Source organism: Mycolicibacterium hodleri (assembly GCF_025822245.1).
In the GTDB taxonomy this organism is placed as follows: domain Bacteria; phylum Actinomycetota; class Actinomycetes; order Mycobacteriales; family Mycobacteriaceae; genus Mycobacterium; species Mycobacterium hodleri.
Genome location: NZ_JACKTL010000043.1, coordinates 352,704 through 370,445 on the forward strand (window position 1 = coordinate 352,704; position 17,742 = coordinate 370,445).

The 17,742-nt window shown below is 67.5% G+C and carries 15 protein-coding genes; 6 read left to right on the forward strand and 9 right to left on the reverse strand.

Annotated elements, in window-relative coordinates; translation table 11 throughout:
• Window positions 1–23: 23 nt before the first annotated feature.
• The gene (gene uvrB, locus H7J06_RS20150) at window positions 24–2,186 is read right to left on the reverse strand and encodes an excinuclease ABC subunit UvrB (protein WP_264040805.1); all 2,163 of its coding nucleotides are present in this window, start codon (window positions 2,184–2,186) and stop codon (window positions 24–26) included.
• A 60-nt stretch (window positions 2,187–2,246) separates the two neighbouring features.
• On the opposite strand from uvrB, the gene H7J06_RS20155 reads away from it, so the two are divergent.
• A complete protein-coding gene (locus tag H7J06_RS20155; RefSeq protein WP_264040877.1) occupies window positions 2,247–2,753 on the forward strand; it encodes a ribonuclease FAU-1 family protein in 507 nt (168 codons plus the stop codon).
• Between the two features lie 11 nt (window positions 2,754–2,764).
• Complete coding sequence (locus H7J06_RS20160) at window positions 2,765–3,328, forward strand: hypothetical protein (protein ID WP_264040806.1); 564 nt, start codon at window positions 2,765–2,767, stop codon at window positions 3,326–3,328.
• A gap of 3 nt (window positions 3,329–3,331) precedes the next feature.
• Here the strand turns inward: H7J06_RS20160 and coaE are convergent, their stop codons facing one another.
• Both coaE and rpsA read right to left on the reverse strand, forming a co-directional pair.
• Complete coding sequence (gene coaE / locus H7J06_RS20165) at window positions 3,332–4,510, reverse strand: dephospho-CoA kinase (protein WP_264040807.1); 1,179 nt, start codon at window positions 4,508–4,510, stop codon at window positions 3,332–3,334.
• Window positions 4,511–4,585: 75 nt separating this feature from the next.
• Window positions 4,586–6,046, reverse strand: a complete 1,461-nt coding sequence (gene rpsA, locus H7J06_RS20170; RefSeq protein ID WP_264040809.1) for a 30S ribosomal protein S1 — start codon at window positions 6,044–6,046, stop codon at window positions 4,586–4,588.
• Between the two features lie 149 nt (window positions 6,047–6,195).
• Between rpsA and H7J06_RS20175 the strand changes: the two genes are divergently transcribed.
• Window positions 6,196–7,344, forward strand: a complete 1,149-nt coding sequence (locus H7J06_RS20175; protein ID WP_264040878.1) for a PrsW family intramembrane metalloprotease — start codon at window positions 6,196–6,198, stop codon at window positions 7,342–7,344.
• Here H7J06_RS20175 and polA read toward each other — a convergent pair.
• Window positions 7,341–10,001 carry a DNA polymerase I gene (gene polA / locus H7J06_RS20180; RefSeq protein WP_264040879.1) on the reverse strand — a complete coding sequence of 887 codons (2,661 nt, stop codon included), beginning with the start codon at window positions 9,999–10,001 and terminating at the stop codon, window positions 7,341–7,343. The two genes, H7J06_RS20175 and polA, sit on opposite strands and share 4 nt — an antisense overlap.
• A gap of 32 nt (window positions 10,002–10,033) precedes the next feature.
• Window positions 10,034–10,936, reverse strand: a complete 903-nt coding sequence (locus H7J06_RS20185; protein ID WP_372515360.1) for a LysR substrate-binding domain-containing protein — start codon at window positions 10,934–10,936, stop codon at window positions 10,034–10,036.
• Between the two features lie 71 nt (window positions 10,937–11,007).
• Here H7J06_RS20185 and H7J06_RS20190 point away from each other — a divergent pair, with 71 nt between their 5' ends.
• The 3 genes from H7J06_RS20190 (at window position 11,008) to H7J06_RS20200 (ending at window position 13,876) form a co-directional block, all read left to right on the forward strand.
• Window positions 11,008–12,159: an FAD-dependent monooxygenase gene (locus tag H7J06_RS20190; RefSeq protein ID WP_264040810.1), complete on the forward strand. Its 1,152-nt coding sequence runs from the start codon at window positions 11,008–11,010 to the stop codon at window positions 12,157–12,159.
• 62 nt (window positions 12,160–12,221) lie between these two features.
• A complete protein-coding gene (locus H7J06_RS20195) occupies window positions 12,222–12,671 on the forward strand; it encodes a Zn-ribbon domain-containing OB-fold protein (RefSeq protein WP_264040811.1) in 450 nt (149 codons plus the stop codon).
• A complete protein-coding gene (locus H7J06_RS20200; RefSeq protein WP_264040812.1) occupies window positions 12,668–13,876 on the forward strand; it encodes a lipid-transfer protein in 1,209 nt (402 codons plus the stop codon). The genes H7J06_RS20195 and H7J06_RS20200 overlap by 4 nt, the downstream gene beginning before the upstream one ends.
• Here H7J06_RS20200 and H7J06_RS20205 read toward each other — a convergent pair.
• Genes H7J06_RS20205 through H7J06_RS20220 form a run of 4 tightly spaced genes read right to left on the reverse strand, consistent with a single transcriptional unit; the run spans window position 13,873 to window position 17,672 of the window.
• Entirely contained in the window at window positions 13,873–14,640 is a 768-nt protein-coding gene (locus tag H7J06_RS20205) for an ABC transporter ATP-binding protein (protein ID WP_264040813.1), read from the reverse strand. The genes H7J06_RS20200 and H7J06_RS20205 overlap by 4 nt on opposite strands.
• Window positions 14,624–15,469, reverse strand: a complete 846-nt coding sequence (locus tag H7J06_RS20210; protein ID WP_275079610.1) for an ABC transporter ATP-binding protein — start codon at window positions 15,467–15,469, stop codon at window positions 14,624–14,626. Before H7J06_RS20210 ends, H7J06_RS20205 begins: the two co-directional genes overlap by 17 nt.
• Complete coding sequence (locus H7J06_RS20215; RefSeq protein WP_264040814.1) at window positions 15,466–16,671, reverse strand: branched-chain amino acid ABC transporter permease; 1,206 nt, start codon at window positions 16,669–16,671, stop codon at window positions 15,466–15,468. Before H7J06_RS20215 ends, H7J06_RS20210 begins: the two co-directional genes overlap by 4 nt.
• Complete coding sequence (locus tag H7J06_RS20220) at window positions 16,668–17,672, reverse strand: branched-chain amino acid ABC transporter permease (RefSeq protein ID WP_264040881.1); 1,005 nt, start codon at window positions 17,670–17,672, stop codon at window positions 16,668–16,670. The genes H7J06_RS20215 and H7J06_RS20220 overlap by 4 nt, the downstream gene beginning before the upstream one ends.
• Window positions 17,673–17,742 lie beyond the last annotated feature (70 nt).

Below are 17,742 nucleotides of genomic sequence, written 5' to 3' on the forward strand. Positions count from 1 at the left end.
CAACCAAGGTTGAGATCAACCCTCTACTTCAGCCCCGCGGCGTCCATGCCGCGCAATTCCTTCTTCAGGTCGGCGATCTCGTCGCGAATGCGCCCCGCGAGCTCGAATTGCAGATCCCGCGCAGCGGTCATCATCTGCGCGGTCATCTCCTTGATGAGGTCGGCGAGTTCGGCTCGCGGCATGTTCGTCGTGTCGCGCCCCTCGACGATGCCCGAGCTGACCGCGCGTCCGCGCTCGCCCTGAGCGCGCCGCCCGCGGGATGCGTTTCGGCCGGAACCGCCGACGTCGACCGTGGCGTCGGTGTCGTCGGCCTCGCGATACACCTGGTCGAGGATGTCGGCGATCTTCTTGCGAAGCGGCTGCGGGTCGACGCCGTTCTCCACGTTGTAGGCGATCTGCTTGGCCCTGCGGCGGTCGGTCTCGTCGATCGCCTGCTTCATCGAGTCGGTCATCTTGTCGGCGTACATGTGGACCTCGCCGGACACGTTGCGCGCCGCGCGGCCGATGGTCTGGATCAAGCTGCGGGCCGATCGGAGGAATCCCTCCTTGTCGGCGTCGAGGATCGACACCAGCGACACCTCCGGGAGGTCGAGCCCTTCCCGGAGGAGGTTGATGCCGACCAGCACGTCGTACTCGCCGAGCCGCAGTTGGCGCAGCAGCTCGACGCGACGCAGCGTGTCGACCTCCGAGTGCAGGTAGCGCACCCGGATGCCCAGCTCGAGCAGGTAGTCGGTGAGGTCCTCGGCCATCTTCTTGGTCAGCGTGGTGACCAGCACGCGCTCGTCCAGCTCGGTGCGCTTGCGGATCTCGGCGATCAGGTCGTCGATCTGCCCCTTGGTGGGCTTGACCACGACCTTCGGGTCGACCAGGCCGGTCGGGCGGATGACCTGCTCGACGAACTCGCCGCCGGCCTGGCTGAGCTCGTACGGCCCCGGGGTCGCCGACAGGTACACCGTCTGCCCCACCCGGTCGGCGAACTCCTCCCAGGTCAACGGTCGGTTGTCCACCGCCGACGGCAGCCGGAACCCGAAGTCGACGAGGTTGCGCTTGCGCGACATGTCGCCCTCGTACATGCCGCCGATCTGCGGCACCGTGACGTGCGACTCGTCGATGACCATGAGGAAGTCCTCCGGGAAGTAGTCCAGGAGGGTGGCCGGCGCCGTGCCCGGGCCGCGTCCGTCGATGTGTCGCGAGTAGTTCTCGATGCCCGAGCAGAAGCCGACCTGCTTCATCATCTCGACGTCGTAGTTGGTGCGCATCCGAAGGCGTTGCGCCTCAAGCAGTTTGCCCTGACCCTCGAGCTCGGCGAGCCGCTCTTCGAGCTCCTTTTCGATGCTGGCGATCGCGATCGCCATCCGCTCGGGACCCGCCACGTAGTGGGTCGCCGGGAAGACCCGCAGCGAGTCGACCTTGCGCACCACGTCACCGGTCAGCGGGTGCATGTAGTACAGCGCCTCGATCTCGTCGCCGAAGAATTCGATGCGGACCGCGAGCTCCTCGTAACTCGGGATGATCTCCACGGTGTCGCCACGGACCCGGAACGAACCGCGGGTGAACGCCATGTCGTTGCGGGTGTACTGCACGTCCACCAGCAGTCGGAGCAGCGCGTCGCGGGGCACTTCGTCGCCCACGTTCAGTTCGACCGAGCGGTCCAGATACGACTGCGGCGTGCCCAGACCGTAGATGCAGGACACCGACGCCACCACCACGACGTCGCGGCGGGACAGCAGGTTGTGGGTCGCCGAGTGCCGTAGCCGCTCGACGTCGTCGTTGACCGAGCTGTCCTTCTCGATGTAGGTGTCGGTCTGGGCGATGTACGCCTCGGGCTGGTAGTAGTCGTAGTACGACACGAAGTACTCGACGGCGTTGTTGGGCAACATCTCTCGCAGCTCGTTGGCCAACTGCGCGGCCAGCGTCTTGTTGGGCGCCATGATCAGCGTCGGCCGCTGCAGCTTCTCGATGAGCCACGCCGTCGTCGCCGACTTGCCGGTGCCCGTGGCGCCCAGCAGGACGACGTCGCGCTCCCCCGCGTTGATGCGGCGTTCCAGTTCCGCGATGGCCGCGGGCTGGTCTCCGGCCGGCGAGTACTCGCTGACCACCTGGAACTCGCCGCCCACGCGCACGACGTCGTCGACGGCCCGGTACTCCGAGACCGCCACGACTGGATATTCGGTAGCGAAAGCCATGTTCACCAGGTTAGAACCAACCACCGACAAGTTCGATTCCCCGGCCGCTACGCTGGCGAAATCCACCCCCCGAAACGCGAGACCTTCGACGTCGCCGCCCGCACCAACACCGATCCCAAGGGCATCGTGCGGGACGTCGACGTGTTCGACGTCCGCCCCTGGGGCCTCTACATGGCCCGACCGACGCCCGGCCGCGCGCAGTTCCACTATCTCGAATCGTGGCTGCTGCCGTCGGTGGGCTTGCGAGTCTCGGTCTTCCACTTCAACCCTGGCTACGAACGCGACCAGGACTTCTACCTCGACGTCGGGCCCGTCACGGTCGACGGCCAGGTGTGGCGCACCGAGGATCACTACCTGGACCTGGTGGTCCGGACGGGCGCCGGGGTCGACCTCCTTGACGTCGACGAGCTGTTCGAGGCCGTGCACGAGGGCCTCCTGACGCCGGAAGCGGCTACCGCCGCGGTGCAAACGGCGGCGTCCGCGGTCGACGGCCTCGCCGGTAACGGATACGACGTCGGCGCGTGGCTGTCGCACCACGAAATGGCCCTCACCTGGAGGGCAGCGTAAAGTCCTGTTTTATGAGCTTGACTAAGTGTGGGCTGGTGGCCGGCGCCGCGGCGGCCGCCCTGCTGTTCGGCACTCAGATGATGCCGGCCCTCGCCCAGGCAGATCCCGACGCCACCGACCAGTCGGCCGTCGCTCCCCCACCACCGGACGCCACGGTCGACCTGGGCCCCGGTCCGTACAACGTGGTCTACCGGGCGCGGGTCGACGGGGTGTCACGCGGGGCCACCATCAGCTACGCCATCGCCGACGACCAGGTGAACACCGCGACGCCGACGATGGTGCCCGGCCGGACGTTCGAGGCGACCGGCGTCGTGACGCAGACCCAGAAGACCGGCATGCAGGTCGCCATCCAATGGCCATACTCGGCGAGCCTGCACTGCGAGATCCTGGTCAACGACCAGATCATCGCGGAGGCTGACCAGTTCGTCGCGCCCCGGCTCACCCCGCAGCACAACGATCCCGGCTACGGCGTCCTCAGCTGCGGCACGGTGGCCAACTTCCCGACGGGCAACACCGCTCCGGTCGACGCCCCCGACCCGGCACCGGCAGAACCCGCACCGGCGCCTGCCTCCTGAATCTCAGGGCTGCCAGCCGGTCGCGTCCGCCCACTCCCACGCGCGGCGGTACGCCTCGACGAGCCACGGCTCCTTCGCATCGGCGTAGTCACCGGTCGTCTCGGGCTCCCCGGTCGCCACGGCGCGCTTGAGGGCCAGGTACTCGGCCCGCACGTCCGCGTCCGCGACGAGCCAGTCGCGGAACAGCAGGGCGAACCGCTGATTGGGCCAACCGTCGACGCGCAGGTGCACGTTCGTCGGTCGGCCGGGGTCACCGGAGGCGTGCAGGCGCTTCTGCCACGACGCGACGTCGTCGGTGTGCGCGACGTCGGCGGTCAGACCCTCCACCTTCGGGTATCCCGCCGCCAGTAGCGCATCGGCGAGTTCGTCGGCGACGTCCAACGACGCGACGGTGACCTGCACGTCGACGACGTCCTTGGCGTCCAGTCCCGGCACGGACGTCGACCCGATGTGGTCGACCCGAATCGCGTGGTGCCCGCACGCGGTTCGAAGTCGGGCCACGATGCGGTCCGCCTGCTTGGGCCACGTCGGGTCGGCGGGCACCAACCGCGGCAGCGCCCGCGCCGGCGTCGACTGCCGGAGGTTGTCGGCGAACGGCACGATCCGGTCGTGCCACAGCGTGCGGGCGGCCGCCGCCAACTCCTCGGCGGTGCCGGAGTTGTCAAGCCAGACGTCGGCGACGGCGCGCCGTTGCTCCTCGGTCGCCTGGGCCGCGATGCGGGCGCGGGCGTCGGCCTCGGTGAAGCCGCGGTGCTCGATCAGTCGGCGGACGCGGACGTCCTGGTCGGCGTCGACGACGATCACCAACGGGAACAGCGCCGCCATCTGCGACTCCACCAGCAGCGGAATGTCCTCGACGATCACGGCGTCGGCCGGGGCCGCCTCGATCAGCTCGGCACGCCGTGCACCCACCAACGGATGCACGATCCCGTTCAGCGTCGCGCGCTTCTCGTCGTCGGGGAACGCGATGGCAGCCAGGGCCGGACGGTTCAGTGCGCCGTCGGGCAGCAGGATCTCCGACCCGAACGCCTCCACCAGAGCGGCCAGTCCCTCGGTGCCGGGTTGGACCACCTCGCGGGCGATGACGTCACCGTCGACGACGATCCCGCCGAGTTCGCTGAACGCCGAGGACACCGTCGACTTGCCGGCGCCGATTCCACCCGTCAGCCCAATTCGCAGCATGGGGCCAGTCTGTCAGGACCCCGCAGACGACGAACGCCCCGGCCTGATGGCCGGGGCGTCCTGTCGTACTACGTGCTAGGCGTTGCCCGCGAGCTTCTCCCGCAGCGCGGCCAGCTGAGCATCGCTGGCCAGCGTTCCGCCGGTGGACTCGGGACCCGAGCTGGACGACGTCGAGGACGAGGAGCTGTTGGCGGTGGCGGGCCTGCTGGCCGCCTCCGCGTCGGCTGCCGCGAACTTCTCCATCTGCGCGGTGTGCATCTTGTGGCGACGCTCGGCCTCGGCGTACCGGGCCTCCCACTCGTCACGCTGCTTCTCGAAGCCCTCGAGCCACTCGTTGGTCTCGGAGTCGAAGCCCTCGGGGAAGATGTAGTTGCCCGCGTCGTCGTAGCTGTCGGCCATGCCGTACTTCGACGGGTCGAACTCCTCGGTGTAGTCCTCGTTGGCCTGCTTGAGGCTCAGCGAGATGCGACGACGATCGAGATCGATGTCGATGACCTTCACCATGGCGTCGTCGCCGACCTGGACGACCTGGTCCGGGACCTCGACGTGGCGCTCCGAGAGCTCCGAGATGTGCACCAGGCCCTCGATGCCCTCTTCGACGCGGACGAACGCACCGAACGGCACCAGCTTGGTGACCTTGCCGGGCACGATCTGGCCGATCGCGTGGGTACGCGCGAAGTGGCGCCACGGATCTTCCTGAGTTGCCTTGAGCGACAGCGAAACCCGCTCGCGATCCATGTCGACGTCGAGCACCTCGACGGTGACCTCGTCGCCCACCGTGACGACCTCGGAGGGGTGGTCGATGTGCTTCCAGGACAGCTCGGAGACGTGCACCAGGCCGTCGACGCCACCCAGGTCCACGAAGGCACCGAAGTTGACGATGGAGCTGACGACGCCCTTGCGGACGGCACCCTTCTGCAGCTGGTTGAGGAACTCGCTGCGCACCTCGGACTGCGTCTGCTCGAGCCAGGCCCGACGGCTCAGGACCACGTTGTTGCGGTTCTTGTCGAGCTCGATGATCTTGGCCTCGATCTCCTTGCCGATGTACGGCTGCAGATCGCGAACACGACGCATCTCCACCAGCGACGCCGGGAGGAAGCCACGAAGGCCGATGTCGAGGATCAAGCCGCCCTTGACGACCTCGATGACGGTGCCCTTGACGGCCTCGTCCTTTTCCTTGAGCTCCTCGATGGTGCCCCAGGCGCGCTCGTACTGAGCGCGCTTCTTGGACAGGATCAGGCGACCTTCCTTGTCCTCCTTGGTGAGGACCAACGCTTCGATCTCGTCGCCGACGGACACAACCTCTGAGGGGTCGACGTCGTGCTTGATCGAGAGTTCACGAGAAGGGATGACGCCTTCGGTCTTGTAACCGATGTCGAGCAAGACTTCGTCGCGGTCGACCTTGACGATCGTTCCCTCGACGATGTCGCCATCGTTGAAGTACTTGATGGTCTTGTCGATCGCGGCCATGAAATCCTCGGCCGAGCCAATGTCGTTGATGGCTACTTGCGGCGAGGTGATGGAGGGGCTTGGCATTTGGTGGGTGGCTCCGGACAGGTTTTATCGTAGGGACGGGTGTGATGGTGTGTACTGGTGCTACGCGCGTCGAGCGCGCACACGGGTACCCGAAGAGCCTACTCGACCGGATACACGCTGGACAAACCTGGGTCTGAGCGACCGCTACGCTGCCAAACGTGTCGCACCCCTCTGCGCCGTTGCCCCGCAAGATCCGCAAGGTGGGCGCACCCTTGGGCGCCATCATCGCGATGGGGATCGTGGCGGGGCTGTCGGTGATCCTGCTGACGGCCGTGAACCCCGCCGGTACGTCAATCGGCTTCGTGCTCGCCACCGTGGCCGTGGCCCTGGTGTTGCTGGCCTACCTGTGGTTGGACCGGTGGGAACCCGAGCCCCCGCGCCTGCTGGTCCTGGCGTTCACCTGGGGTGCATCGGTCGCGGTCGTGGTCTCGGTGATCCTGGAGCTGGTCTTCGGGTCCCTGCTTGCCACGGGTCAGGCGGCCACCGACGAGTTCGTCACGCTCGCCATCGTGGCGCCGATCGTCGAGGAGGCCGCCAAGGGCGCCTTCCTGTTGGTCATGATGACCGGCCGCCGCCGCAACGAACTCAACTCGCTGACCGACTGCCTGGTCTACGCCGGCATCGTGGCTGCCGGGTTTGCCTGGCTGGAGAACATCGCTTACATCGGCGGCGGCGAATCCCTCGGTGGCTCCCTGGCCACCGCCGGGCTGCGGCTCGTCATGGGCCCGTTCGCACACCCGCTGTTCACGACGATGACGGCGATCGGCGTCCACGTCGGCCTGCAGCGCCGCGACCCACTCGCCAAGGTGGGCTGCATCCTGGCCGGGTACGCCGGCGCCGTGGTGATGCACGCGTTGTGGAACGGCTCCTCCTTCTTCGGCATCGAGGCGTACTTCCTCGTCTACGCGCTGTGGATGGTGCCGGTGTTCGGGCTGGCGATCGTTCTCGCGGTGACCAGTCGCCGCCGGGAACAGCGGATCGTGGCCGCGAAACTGCCTGGCATGGTGGCCGCCGGCCTGGTGACCCCCAACGAAGCCACCTGGTTGACCTCGATTCGCGCCAGAAAGTCGGCGCTCGCGGAGGTCACGCGGTTCGCCGGCAAGCCAGCGGCAAAGGGAGTCAAGGACTTCGCCGCGCAGGTGGTCGAACTCGCCTTCGTCAAGGATCGCGTCGACAGGGGCTTCGGCGACGCCAGGGTGTACGCCCTGCTGAACGAGGAGACCTACGCGGTGTACGCGGCGCGGGCGGCGGCGCCGGTACTGCAGGCGGTCGCCGCCTACCGCGCACCGGGCGGCTAGTGCGCCGCCGCATCCCAGCTGCGGCCGTATCCGACCGACACCTCTAGCGGCACGTCGAGCGGGTAGGCCCCGCCCATCTCCTCCCGGACCAGTTCGTCGAGACGCTCGCGCTCACCGTCGGCGACCTCGAAGAGCAGCTCGTCGTGGACCTGCAGGAGCATTCGGGACTTCAGTCCGGCGTCGCGAATCGCGGCGTCGGTGTTGATCATCGCCACCTTGATGATGTCGGCTGCGCTGCCCTGGATCGGGGCGTTCAACGCCGCCCGCTCGGCGGCCTCCCGGACGTTGCGGTTGCTGCTGTCCAGCTCCGGCAGGTAGCGCCGCCTGCCCAGCACCGTCGAGGTGTAGCCATCCTTGCGGGCCTGGTCGACGACGGACTGCAGATAGTCGCGCACCCCGCCGAAGCGTGAGAAGTACGCGTCCATCTGTAGCTTGGCCTCCTCGGTGGAGATCTTCAGCTGGGCCGCGAGCCCGTAGGCGCTCAATCCGTAGGCCAACCCGTAGGACATGGCCTTGACGCGGCGACGCAGTTCCGGGGTCACCTCGTCGATCGGCACGCCGAAGGCCCGGGAGGCGACGAACGAGTGCAGGTCTTCACCGGTGTTGAACGCCTCGATCAGGCCCTCGTCCTTCGACAGGTGGGCCATGATCCGCATCTCGATCTGGCTGTAGTCCGCGGTCATGAGTTCGGCGTAGCCGTCGCCGACGACGAAGCCGTTGCGGATCTCGCGACCGGCCTCGGTGCGAATCGGGATGTTCTGCAGATTCGGCTCGGTCGACGACAGCCGCCCGGTCGCCGCGATGGTCTGGTTGAACGTGGTGTGGATGCGGCCGTCGGAGCCCACCGCGGCGAGCAGACCGTCGACGGTGACCTTCAGCCGGGTGGCGTCCCGGTGGGCGAGCAGGTGCTGCAGGAACGGGTGTCCGGTCTTGTCGAAGAGCCCCTGAAGCGCGTCGGCGTCGGTGGTGTAACCGGTCTTGGTGCGCTTGGTCTTCGGCATCTCCAGCTCGTCGAACAGCACCACCTGCAGCTGTTTGGGCGAGCCGAGGTTGATCTGCTTGCCGATCACGGCGTAGGCGGCCTCGGCGGCGTTGCGGATCAGGTCGGCGAACTGACTCTGCAACTGGCCAAGAAGGTCCGTGTCGATCGCGATGCCGGTCGCCTCCAACTGCGCCAGCACCCGCTGGACCGGAAGCTCCATGTCGCCCAGCAGCGCCGAGGAGTCGATCCTGGCCAGCTCTTCGTCCAGGGCGTTGGCGAGGTCGGCGACCGCGGAGGCGCGCAAGAGCAACGTCTGGACGGCTTGGTCGTCGACCCCGTCCTCGTCGTCGAGCAGCGAGAGTTGTTGTTGCTCAGGGTTTTCCGCTCGCAACTCACGCTTGAGGTACCGCACCGCGAGGTCGTCGAGGGCGAAGCTGCGCTGACCCGGGCGGACCAGATACGCCGCCAGCGCGGTGTCGGACGTGACGCCCTTCAACAGCCACCCGCGACCCGCGAGGTCGTGCATCGCGAGCTTGGCCTCGTGCAGCGACTTCGGGATCGCAGGATCGGCGAGCCACGCGGCCAGCGCCGCCTCGTCGGCGGGATCGAGGGCGGTGGTGTCCAGATAGCAGCCCTCTCCGTCGGCCGAGACGATGGCCAGCGCGGTCGCGTCGGAGTCGAAGGCCAGGTGATTGCCCACCACGGCGAGGCCGAACCGTTGACCGGTGCCGTGCTCGGCGAGCCACGCCGCCAGCGTGCCGCGTTCCAGCGCCCCGCCGCGCACGTCGAACCCCTGGTCCACTTCGGGATCGGACGAGGCGAGGGTGTCGAACAGCCGGTCGCGCAGCACCCGGAATTCCAGGTCGTCGAAGAGCCGATGGATCTGGTCGCGGTCCCACGGCATCATCCGCAGCGTGTCGGGCGTCTGGGGCAGCGGGACGTCCTTGACCAGTTCGGTCAGGTCGCGGTTCAGGATGACGTGGGAGAGGTTGGCGCGCAAGGACTCCCCCACCTTGCCCTTGACGGTGTCGACCTTGTCCACTAGTGCCTGCAGCGAGCCGTATTCGACGATCCACTTGGACGCCGTCTTCTCCCCCACGCCGGGAATGCCGGGGAGGTTGTCGCTCGGGTCGCCGCGCAGCGCCGCGAAGTCGGGGTACTGGGTGGGCGTCAGACCGTACTTCTCGACGACGGCCTCGGGGGTGAACCGGGTCAGCTCGGACACGCCCTTGCGTGGATAGAGCACCGTGACGTCGTCGCTGACGAGCTGCAGCGCGTCCCGGTCGCCGGTCACGACGAGCACGCGGTAGCCCTCGGCCTCGGCCTGGGTGGCCAACGTCGCGATGATGTCGTCGGCCTCGAAGCCGGGCTCGGCCAGCGCGGTGATGCCGAGCGCCACGAGGACTTCCTTGGTGATGTCGATCTGCCCGCGGAACTCGTCGGGCGTCGCCGAGCGGCCCGCCTTGTACTCGGGGTACTTCTCGGAGCGGAACGTCTGCCGGGACACGTCGAAGGCGGCGGCGATGTGGGTGGGCTGCTCGTCGCGGAGCAGGTTGATCAGCATCGCCGTGAAGCCGTACACCGCGTTGGTGGTCAGCCCGCCCTGGGTCTTGAAGTTCTCTGCGGGCAGCGCGTAGAAGGCCCGGAACGCCAGCGAGTTGCCGTCCAAAAGCATCAATGTGGGCTTGGTGTCGGTCTTGGCGGGGCTCACGCCCTCACTCTATTCACCCCCGCCGACACGGATGAGACGCCGTGCCATCTGCAGCAGGACTGCGGTGGCCGGGCTGATCGGCCGGTCGACCGCGCGGCGAGCACCAGACGGCCACGCATCGCCGGCGTGATCGTCACCGCGTGCAGCGCGGGCCTGGTCCGAGCCACCGAGCTCGGCACGATGGCGACGCCGAGACCCCGTTCGGCCAATTCGGCCAACGCGATCGGGGTCGACGCCTCGAAGGCGACGTGCGCCGACAGTCCCGCGGCGGCGAACGCGTGGTCGAGCCGGCTTCGAAGGCCCGTACCGGCTGGAAGGGCGATCAGTGATCTCTGGGCCAGCTCAGCCAACTCGATCGTCGTCGTCCCCGCCAACGCGTCGTCGAGACTCACCGCTGCGTCGATAGCTTCGTCGGTCACCACGTCGACGTCGAGGCCCTCGGGGCGTTCGTCGGTGCCCATCGACACGATCGCCGCATCCAGCGCGCCACTGCGCAATCGATCGATCAGAACGTCGGAATTGTCTGTGCTCAAGGTGATCTCGACGCCGGGGTGGGCGGCGTGGAAGTCGGCGAGCAGCCCGGCGACGTCGACGTCGTGGGCGGTCACGGTGCCGATGGCGACGGAGCCGCTGACCAGGTCGGTGAGCTCGTCGACCGCCCGCGTCACGTTGCCTACGGACGCCAGCGCCGCCTTTGCGTGCGGTAACACCGCCTCGCCCGCGGCGGTCAGGCGGACGGTCCGCGTCGACCGGTCCAGCAGCGGCTGGCCGAGTTCGCGCTCGAGCTTGCGGATCTGGGCGCTGACCGCCGGCTGCGCGACGTGGAGCCGCTCGGCGGCCCGGGTGAAGTTGGCGAGTTCGGCGACCGCGACCAGGTATTCGAGTTGACGCAGTTCCATAAGCAATCACGATAGTTCGGCACTCGAATGTGTATTGGACTTATGCCTCCGGTCGCTCGACGCTGAATGGCATGACACACATCCGAGTTCTCATCGCGGGAGCGGGCATCGGCGGACTTGCCGCCGCAGTCGCGCTCCACGCTCACGGCATCGAGGCGATCGTCGTCGACCGCGCCCGCGAATTGGCACCGCTGGGGGTGGGCATCAACCTTCAGCCGCGCGCGGTCGCCGCACTCGATCGTCTCGGAATGGCCGACGAGGTGGCTCGCCACGCCGTCGCGCCACGGGCGATCGAATTCCACGACGCCAACGGCCGTCTGATCTTCCGCGAGCCGCGCGGCGTCGAGGGCGGCTATCGCTGGCCCCAACTCTCGGTCCATCGCGGTCGACTCCAGGCCCAGCTCTTGGCGGAGGTGCACGACCGACTGGGTCCCAACGCCGTTCGGACCGGTCACGGGCTGACGGGGTTCGAGGAGTCGGTCGACGGAGTGCTCGTCCACACGACCGGTGGACCGCTGTTCGCCGACGTCTTGATTGGCGCCGACGGCATTCACTCGTCGGTGCGCGCCCAGGTGCACCCCGAGGACGATCCCCTGCTGTGGTCTGGCGTGCGGATGTTCCGCGGCGCGACGCGGACGGCGCCGTTCCTCGACGGCGAGACGATGGTCATCATCGCGGGCGGTGGCGGCGTCGACGTCGTGACTTACCCGATCGGCGACGGGCTGGTCAACTGGGTCGTGCAGGTCGACGAGGGATCGCGTGGGGCGCTGTTGCCGGGGGACGCGAACTGGAACGCGCCGGCCGCTCCGGAAACCGTCGTCGAGCACCTCGCCCACCTCCGGATGGATTGGCTCGACCTCGAGGCGCTGGTGCGCGGCGCCGACTCCGTTCTCGAGTACCCCATGGTCGACCGCAACCCGTTGCCGTGGTGGTCCGATCCCGCCGGCCACGGTCGGGTCACGCTGCTGGGTGACGCCGCCCACCCGATGTACCCGGCCGGAGCCAACGGCGGCACGCAGGCGATCATCGATGCGGTCGTGCTCGCCGAGGAGCTTGGGGCCGATCCGCGGAATGGATTGCGCAACTACGAGAGTCGTCGTCGCACCGAGACCGCCGACGTCGTAGCCGCCAGTCGCAAGATGCTCAGGGACGTCGCCGAACCCGCCCGCATCGCCGCCGCCACCATCACCTATCGCCAGGCCACCCGTGCAGACGGGAGCTAGTCCGTCGCGCCCAAACTGCAACACGTTGCAGTTTGGGCGCCGACATCCATTAGTCTGACCCGGTGCCAGGATCAACGGACGCCTCCGCGCAACTACCGGCCATCGACGGATGGTTCACCGTCGACGACGACGGGGTTGCCCATCTGATCGCCGGCAAGTGCACGCGGTGCGGCACGTACGTGTTCCCGCCGCGGGAGAACAACTGCCCCAACCCGGCGTGTACCGGCGAGGACCTCGAGCAGGTGCCGCTCTCCCGTCGCGGAACGCTGTGGAGCTACACCGAGAACCGCTATCCCCCGCCCGCGCCCTACCCGGTGTCGGACCCCTTCGAGCCGTTCGCGATCGCCGCCGTCGAACTCGCCGACGAGGGTCTGATCATCCTGGGCAAGGTGGTCGACGGCACCCTTGCCGCGGACCTGAAGGTGGGCATGGAGATGGAGCTGACCACGATGCCGCTCTACACCGACGAGGACGGCTTCGTCCGCAGCGTGTACGCCTGGAGGATCGCATGAGCGCCAACTCGCCGGAACCGCTCTACATCCTTGGCGCCGGCATGCATCCCTGGGGCAAGTGGGGACGCGACTTCACCGAATACGGCGTCGTCGCCGCCCGCGCCGCGCTCGCCGAGGCCGGCCTCGACTGGCAGCAGATCCAACTCGTCGCCGGCGCGGACACCATCCGCAACGGCTACCCGGGCTTCATCGCCGGGTCGACGTTCGCGCAGAAGCTCGGCTGGAACGGCGTCCCCGTCAGCTCCAGTTACGCCGCCTGCGCGTCGGGCTCACAAGCCCTGCAGAGCGCCCGCGCCCACATCCTGGCCGGCTTCTGCGACGTCGCCCTCGTCATCGGCGCCGACACCACGCCGAAGGGCGCGTTCGCGCCCGTGGGTGGCGAGCGCAAGAACGACCCGGACTGGCAGCGCTTCCACCTCATCGGCGCGATGAACCCGGTGTACTTCGCGCTGCTTGCCCGCCGGCGGATGGACCTCTACGGCGCCACCTCCGAGGACTTCGCCCAGGTCAAGGTCAAGAACTCCCGCCACGGCCTGCAGAACCCGAATGCGCGCTACCGCAAGGAGTCCGCCATCGCCGACGTCCTGGCCAGTCCCGTGGTCTCCGACCCGCTGCGCCAGCTCGACATCTGCGCGACCTCCGACGGCGCCGCCGCCCTCGTCGTCGCCTCGAAGTCGTTCGCCGAGAAGCACCTTGGCTCGCTGGCGGGCGTGCCGTCGGTGCGCGCCGTCAGCACCGTGACCCCGCGGTACCCGCAGCACCTGCCCGAACTGCCCGACATCGCGACCGACTCCACCGCCGTGGTCGCCGCTCCCGATCGGGTGTTCAAGGACCAGATCCTCGACGCCGCCTACGCCGAGGCGGGCATCGGCCCCGAGGACGTGTCACTCGCCGAGGTCTACGACCTGTCGACGGCGCTGGAACTGGATTGGTACGAGCACCTCGGCCTGTGCGCCAAGGGCGAGGCCGAGGAACTGCTGCGCAGCGGCGCCACCACCATCGGCGGCCGGGTGCCGGTCAACGCGTCGGGCGGCTTGGCGTGCTTCGGCGAGGCAATCCCGGCCCAGGCCATCGCCCAAGTCTGCGAGCTCACCTGGCAGCTCAAGGGCCAGGCCATCGGCCGTCAGGTCGAGGGAGCCACCGTGGGCGTCACCGCGAACCAGGGTCTCTTCGGCCACGGCTCGTCGGTGATCGTCGCGCGCTAGGCGACGCCGAGGTAGGCCGCGCGAATGCTGTCGTCGGCCAACAGATCTCGGGCGACGCCCGCCCTGGTGACCGATCCGGTCTCGAGGATGTAGGCCCGGTCGGAGCGGCTGAGCGCCTGCTGCGCGTTCTGTTCGACCAGCAGCACGGTGGTCCCCTGCTTGTTGATCTCGGAGATGATCTTGAAGATCTGCGAGATGACCATCGGCGCCAGACCCATCGACGGTTCGTCGAGGAGCAGCACCTTGGGCCGTGCCATCAACGCCCGGCCGATCGCGAGCATCTGCTGCTCACCTCCGGAGAGGGTGCCGCCGACCTGTGTTCGACGTTCCGCCAACCGTGGGAACGTCTCCATCACCCAGTCGAAACGTTCACGGTGCTCGGCCTTGGTCGGGAACTTCCGCCCGTAGCAACCCATTTCGAGGTTGTCCACCACCGTCATGCCGGGGAAGACGCCGCGACCCTCCGGAGCCTGGATGAGCCCGTCGGTGACCCGGCGGTGTGGCTTGACCTTCGAGACGTCCTGACCGTCGAACCACACCGAACCAGACGACAGCGGCCGGAGGCCGGAGATCGCCCGCATCATGGTGGTCTTGCCCGCGCCGTTGGAACCGAGCAGCGTGACGAGCTCGCCGTCGTGCACCTTCAGTGAAACACCGTGCAGCGCTTGGATTCTGCCGTAGTGCACGACGACGTCGCGCACCTCGAGCAGCACCGGCCGCGGATCGGCGTCGGCAGTCTCCGTCGTCTCATTCGAGGTCGTCATCGGGCACTCCCAGGTAGGCGGCGACGACCTTGGGGTCCTCGCGAATGTCGGCGGGCAGGCCGTCGGCGATCTTGCGCCCGAACTCGAGGACCACGATCCGGTCGGTGACGCCCATGACCAGTCGCATGTCGTGTTCGATGAGCAACACGGTGTAGCCGTCGTCGCGGATGGCCTGGATCAACTCGATCAAGGCGGACTTCTCGCTGGGGTTGAATCCCGCGGCCGGCTCGTCCAGGCACAGCAGCTTGGGCTCGGTGGCCAGCGCACGGGCGATCTCCAAGCGACGCTGATCGCCGTAGGGCAGGTTCTTGGCCTTCTCGTCGGCGCGTTGCGAGATGCCCACGAATTGCAGCAGTGCGGCGGCCTTCTCGATCGCCGACTTCTCCTCGCGCCGGTGCCGCGGCGTACGGACGAGAGCGCCCGGGACCGACGTCTTGTGCCTGGCGTCAGTGCCCACGACGACGTTCTCCAGCGCCGTCATCTCACCCCAGAGCCGAATGTTCTGGAACGTCCTGGCGATGCCCCGCCGGGTGATCTCGTGGCGCTTGATCTTGCCCAGCGGCGCACCGTCGAACATCACCGTGCCCGACGTCGGCCGGTACACCCCGGTGATGGCGTTGAAGCACGTCGTCTTTCCGGCGCCGTTCGGGCCGATGAGACCGAGGATCTCACCGCGCTTGATGTCGAACGTCACCGCGTCCAGGGCCGTCAACCCGCCAAACTTCACGGTCAAGTCGGAAGTCTGCAGCAGTGTTTCGCCCTCGGCGGCCTTCACCTCGCGGTGCAGTGCCGCCAGTTCTTCGTCAACCACGGGCTCGCTGTTGGTCATGCCGCCGCCTTCGAGTCGTCGGCCTTACTCAACAGCTTCTTCGCCGACGAGGCGTAGGCAAGAAGTTGTTGGCGCACCGGGAACAGGCCCTGCGGCCTGAAGATCATCATTACGACCAACGCGAGGCCGAAGAACAGGTACTTCAGGTCACCGAGGTTGACGCCGAACGCCTCCACGCCGAGCAAGCGGTTGGGCAGGTAGACGACGATGAACGCACCGAAGATGACGCCCAGCTTGTTGCCCTGACCGCCGAGCACCACCGCGACGAGGAACAGCATCGAATTGATGATGTTGAAGTTGGTCGGGGCGACGTACTGCACCTGGCCGGCGTACAGCGCTCCGGAGAGTCCGCCAATTCCGGCGCCGATCACGAAGGCCCACAGCTTGAACTTGAACGTGTTGACGCCCATCACCTCTGCGGCGTCCTCGTCCTCTCTGATCGCCACCCAGGCGCGGCCGACGCGGCTGCGCTCCAGATTGCCGACCAGCAGCAGGATTCCGACCATCAGCAGCAGACCGAGCCAGAACCACCAGGTGCCGTAGTTGGCGTCGCCGGTCGAGTTGCCTGCGGAGAACACTCCGTTGGGGAGGCGTTCGCTCTCCCCCACCCGCGGGTACGCGATCTGGTTCAGACCGCGGGAGCCGTTGGTGACGTCGGAGAGGTTGTCGGCGAGCAGTCGGATGATCTCACCGAATCCGAGTGTGACGATGGCGAGGTAGTCACCGCGCAGTCGCAGGGTCGGCGTCCCGAGGATCAATCCCGCGAGCGCGGTGACCGCCATGGCGATGGGCACACACGACAACCACGCCCAGTCCTTGCTGAAGAATCCGGTGGCGCCCATCTTGTTCCACGGACTGTCCGGGCTGGTGAGCAGTGCCACCGTGTACGCGCCGACGGCATAGAAGCCGACGTACCCGAGGTCCAGGAGACCGGCCTGGCCCACCACCACGTTCAGGCCGATGGCGATGATTGCGATCATCACGAACTGAGCCATGACGCCGCCGAGACTGATTCCGGTCGTGGCGATCCACGGCGGCGGGAACAGCGGGAACAGCGCCAGCAGCCCAAAGCCGATGATGCCGAACAGCCATTTCTGCGGCCGCCCGAGGCCGTCCCACCACCGTCGCAAGCCGTCGCCCGGAGCCAGAAGTCGCTGTGCCGACCCACCCTTGGGGGTCGACGATCCCGCCTGATGACTCATGCGCGCGCCTTCCCGAGGCTCTCACCGAGGATGCCGGTCGGACGGATGAGCAGCACCAGCACCAGCAGCACGAAGGCGACCACGTCGCGCCACTGCGTACCGAACACCGCCTGGCCGTAGTTCTCCATCACACCGAGGATCAGACCGCCGAGCAGCGCACCTCGGAGATTCCCGATGCCGCCGAGAACGGCCGCCGAGAAGGCCTTGATGCCGAGCAGGAATCCGCCGGAGTAGATGATGCCCTGCGGGACCTTGAGCGTGTAGAGCAGTGCGGCCGCGCCTGCCAGCAGACCACCGATGAGGAAGGTCGTCATGATGATGCGTTCGCGGGAGACACCCATCAGGGTCGCGGTCGTCGAATCCTGAGCCACCGCGCGGATGCCGCGGCCGAACTTCGTGCGGTTGATCGCGATGTCGGTCAACAGGGCGAGTACCAGCGCCGAGGCGATGATCACCAGCGTCACGTTGGAGACCGTCGCCCCGAAGATGGTGAACTGGGTCTTGGGCTGCACCAGGGTGATCGGCTGCTGCGCGTTCGAGCCGCCGTAACCCTTGATGAGCTGGGGCAGGATGAAGTGCACGAACTCCTGCAGCACGAACGACATGCCGATGGCGGTGATGAGGAACGTCAGGGGCCGGGCGTTGCGGCGGCGAAGCGGCCGGTAGGCGATGAACTCCAAACCGACTGCCGCCGAACTGGATACCAGCATCGCGAAGACCATTGCGATCGCCAGGTACACGATCGTCAGCAGGACGCCCTTGTTGTAGGCGTTACCGCTCGGCGTGAAACCCAGGATGATGTCCAGGCAGAAATAGGCGCCGAACATGCCGAACATGAAGATCTCGGAGTGGGCGAAGTTGATGAGTCGCAGAACGCCGAAGACCAGCGTGTAGCCCACGGCCACGAGCGCGTAGATGGCACCCCACGACAGACCGTCGACGGTCAACTGCCAGAAGCCGCTGATGAGGCCGTCGACGTTGAAGTTGATGTTGGCTGCCATTAACACCGGTGGCGGCTCCTTGTAGGTAAATGGACACGAGGCGCGCCCGGGCCGGCCGGCCTCGGACGCG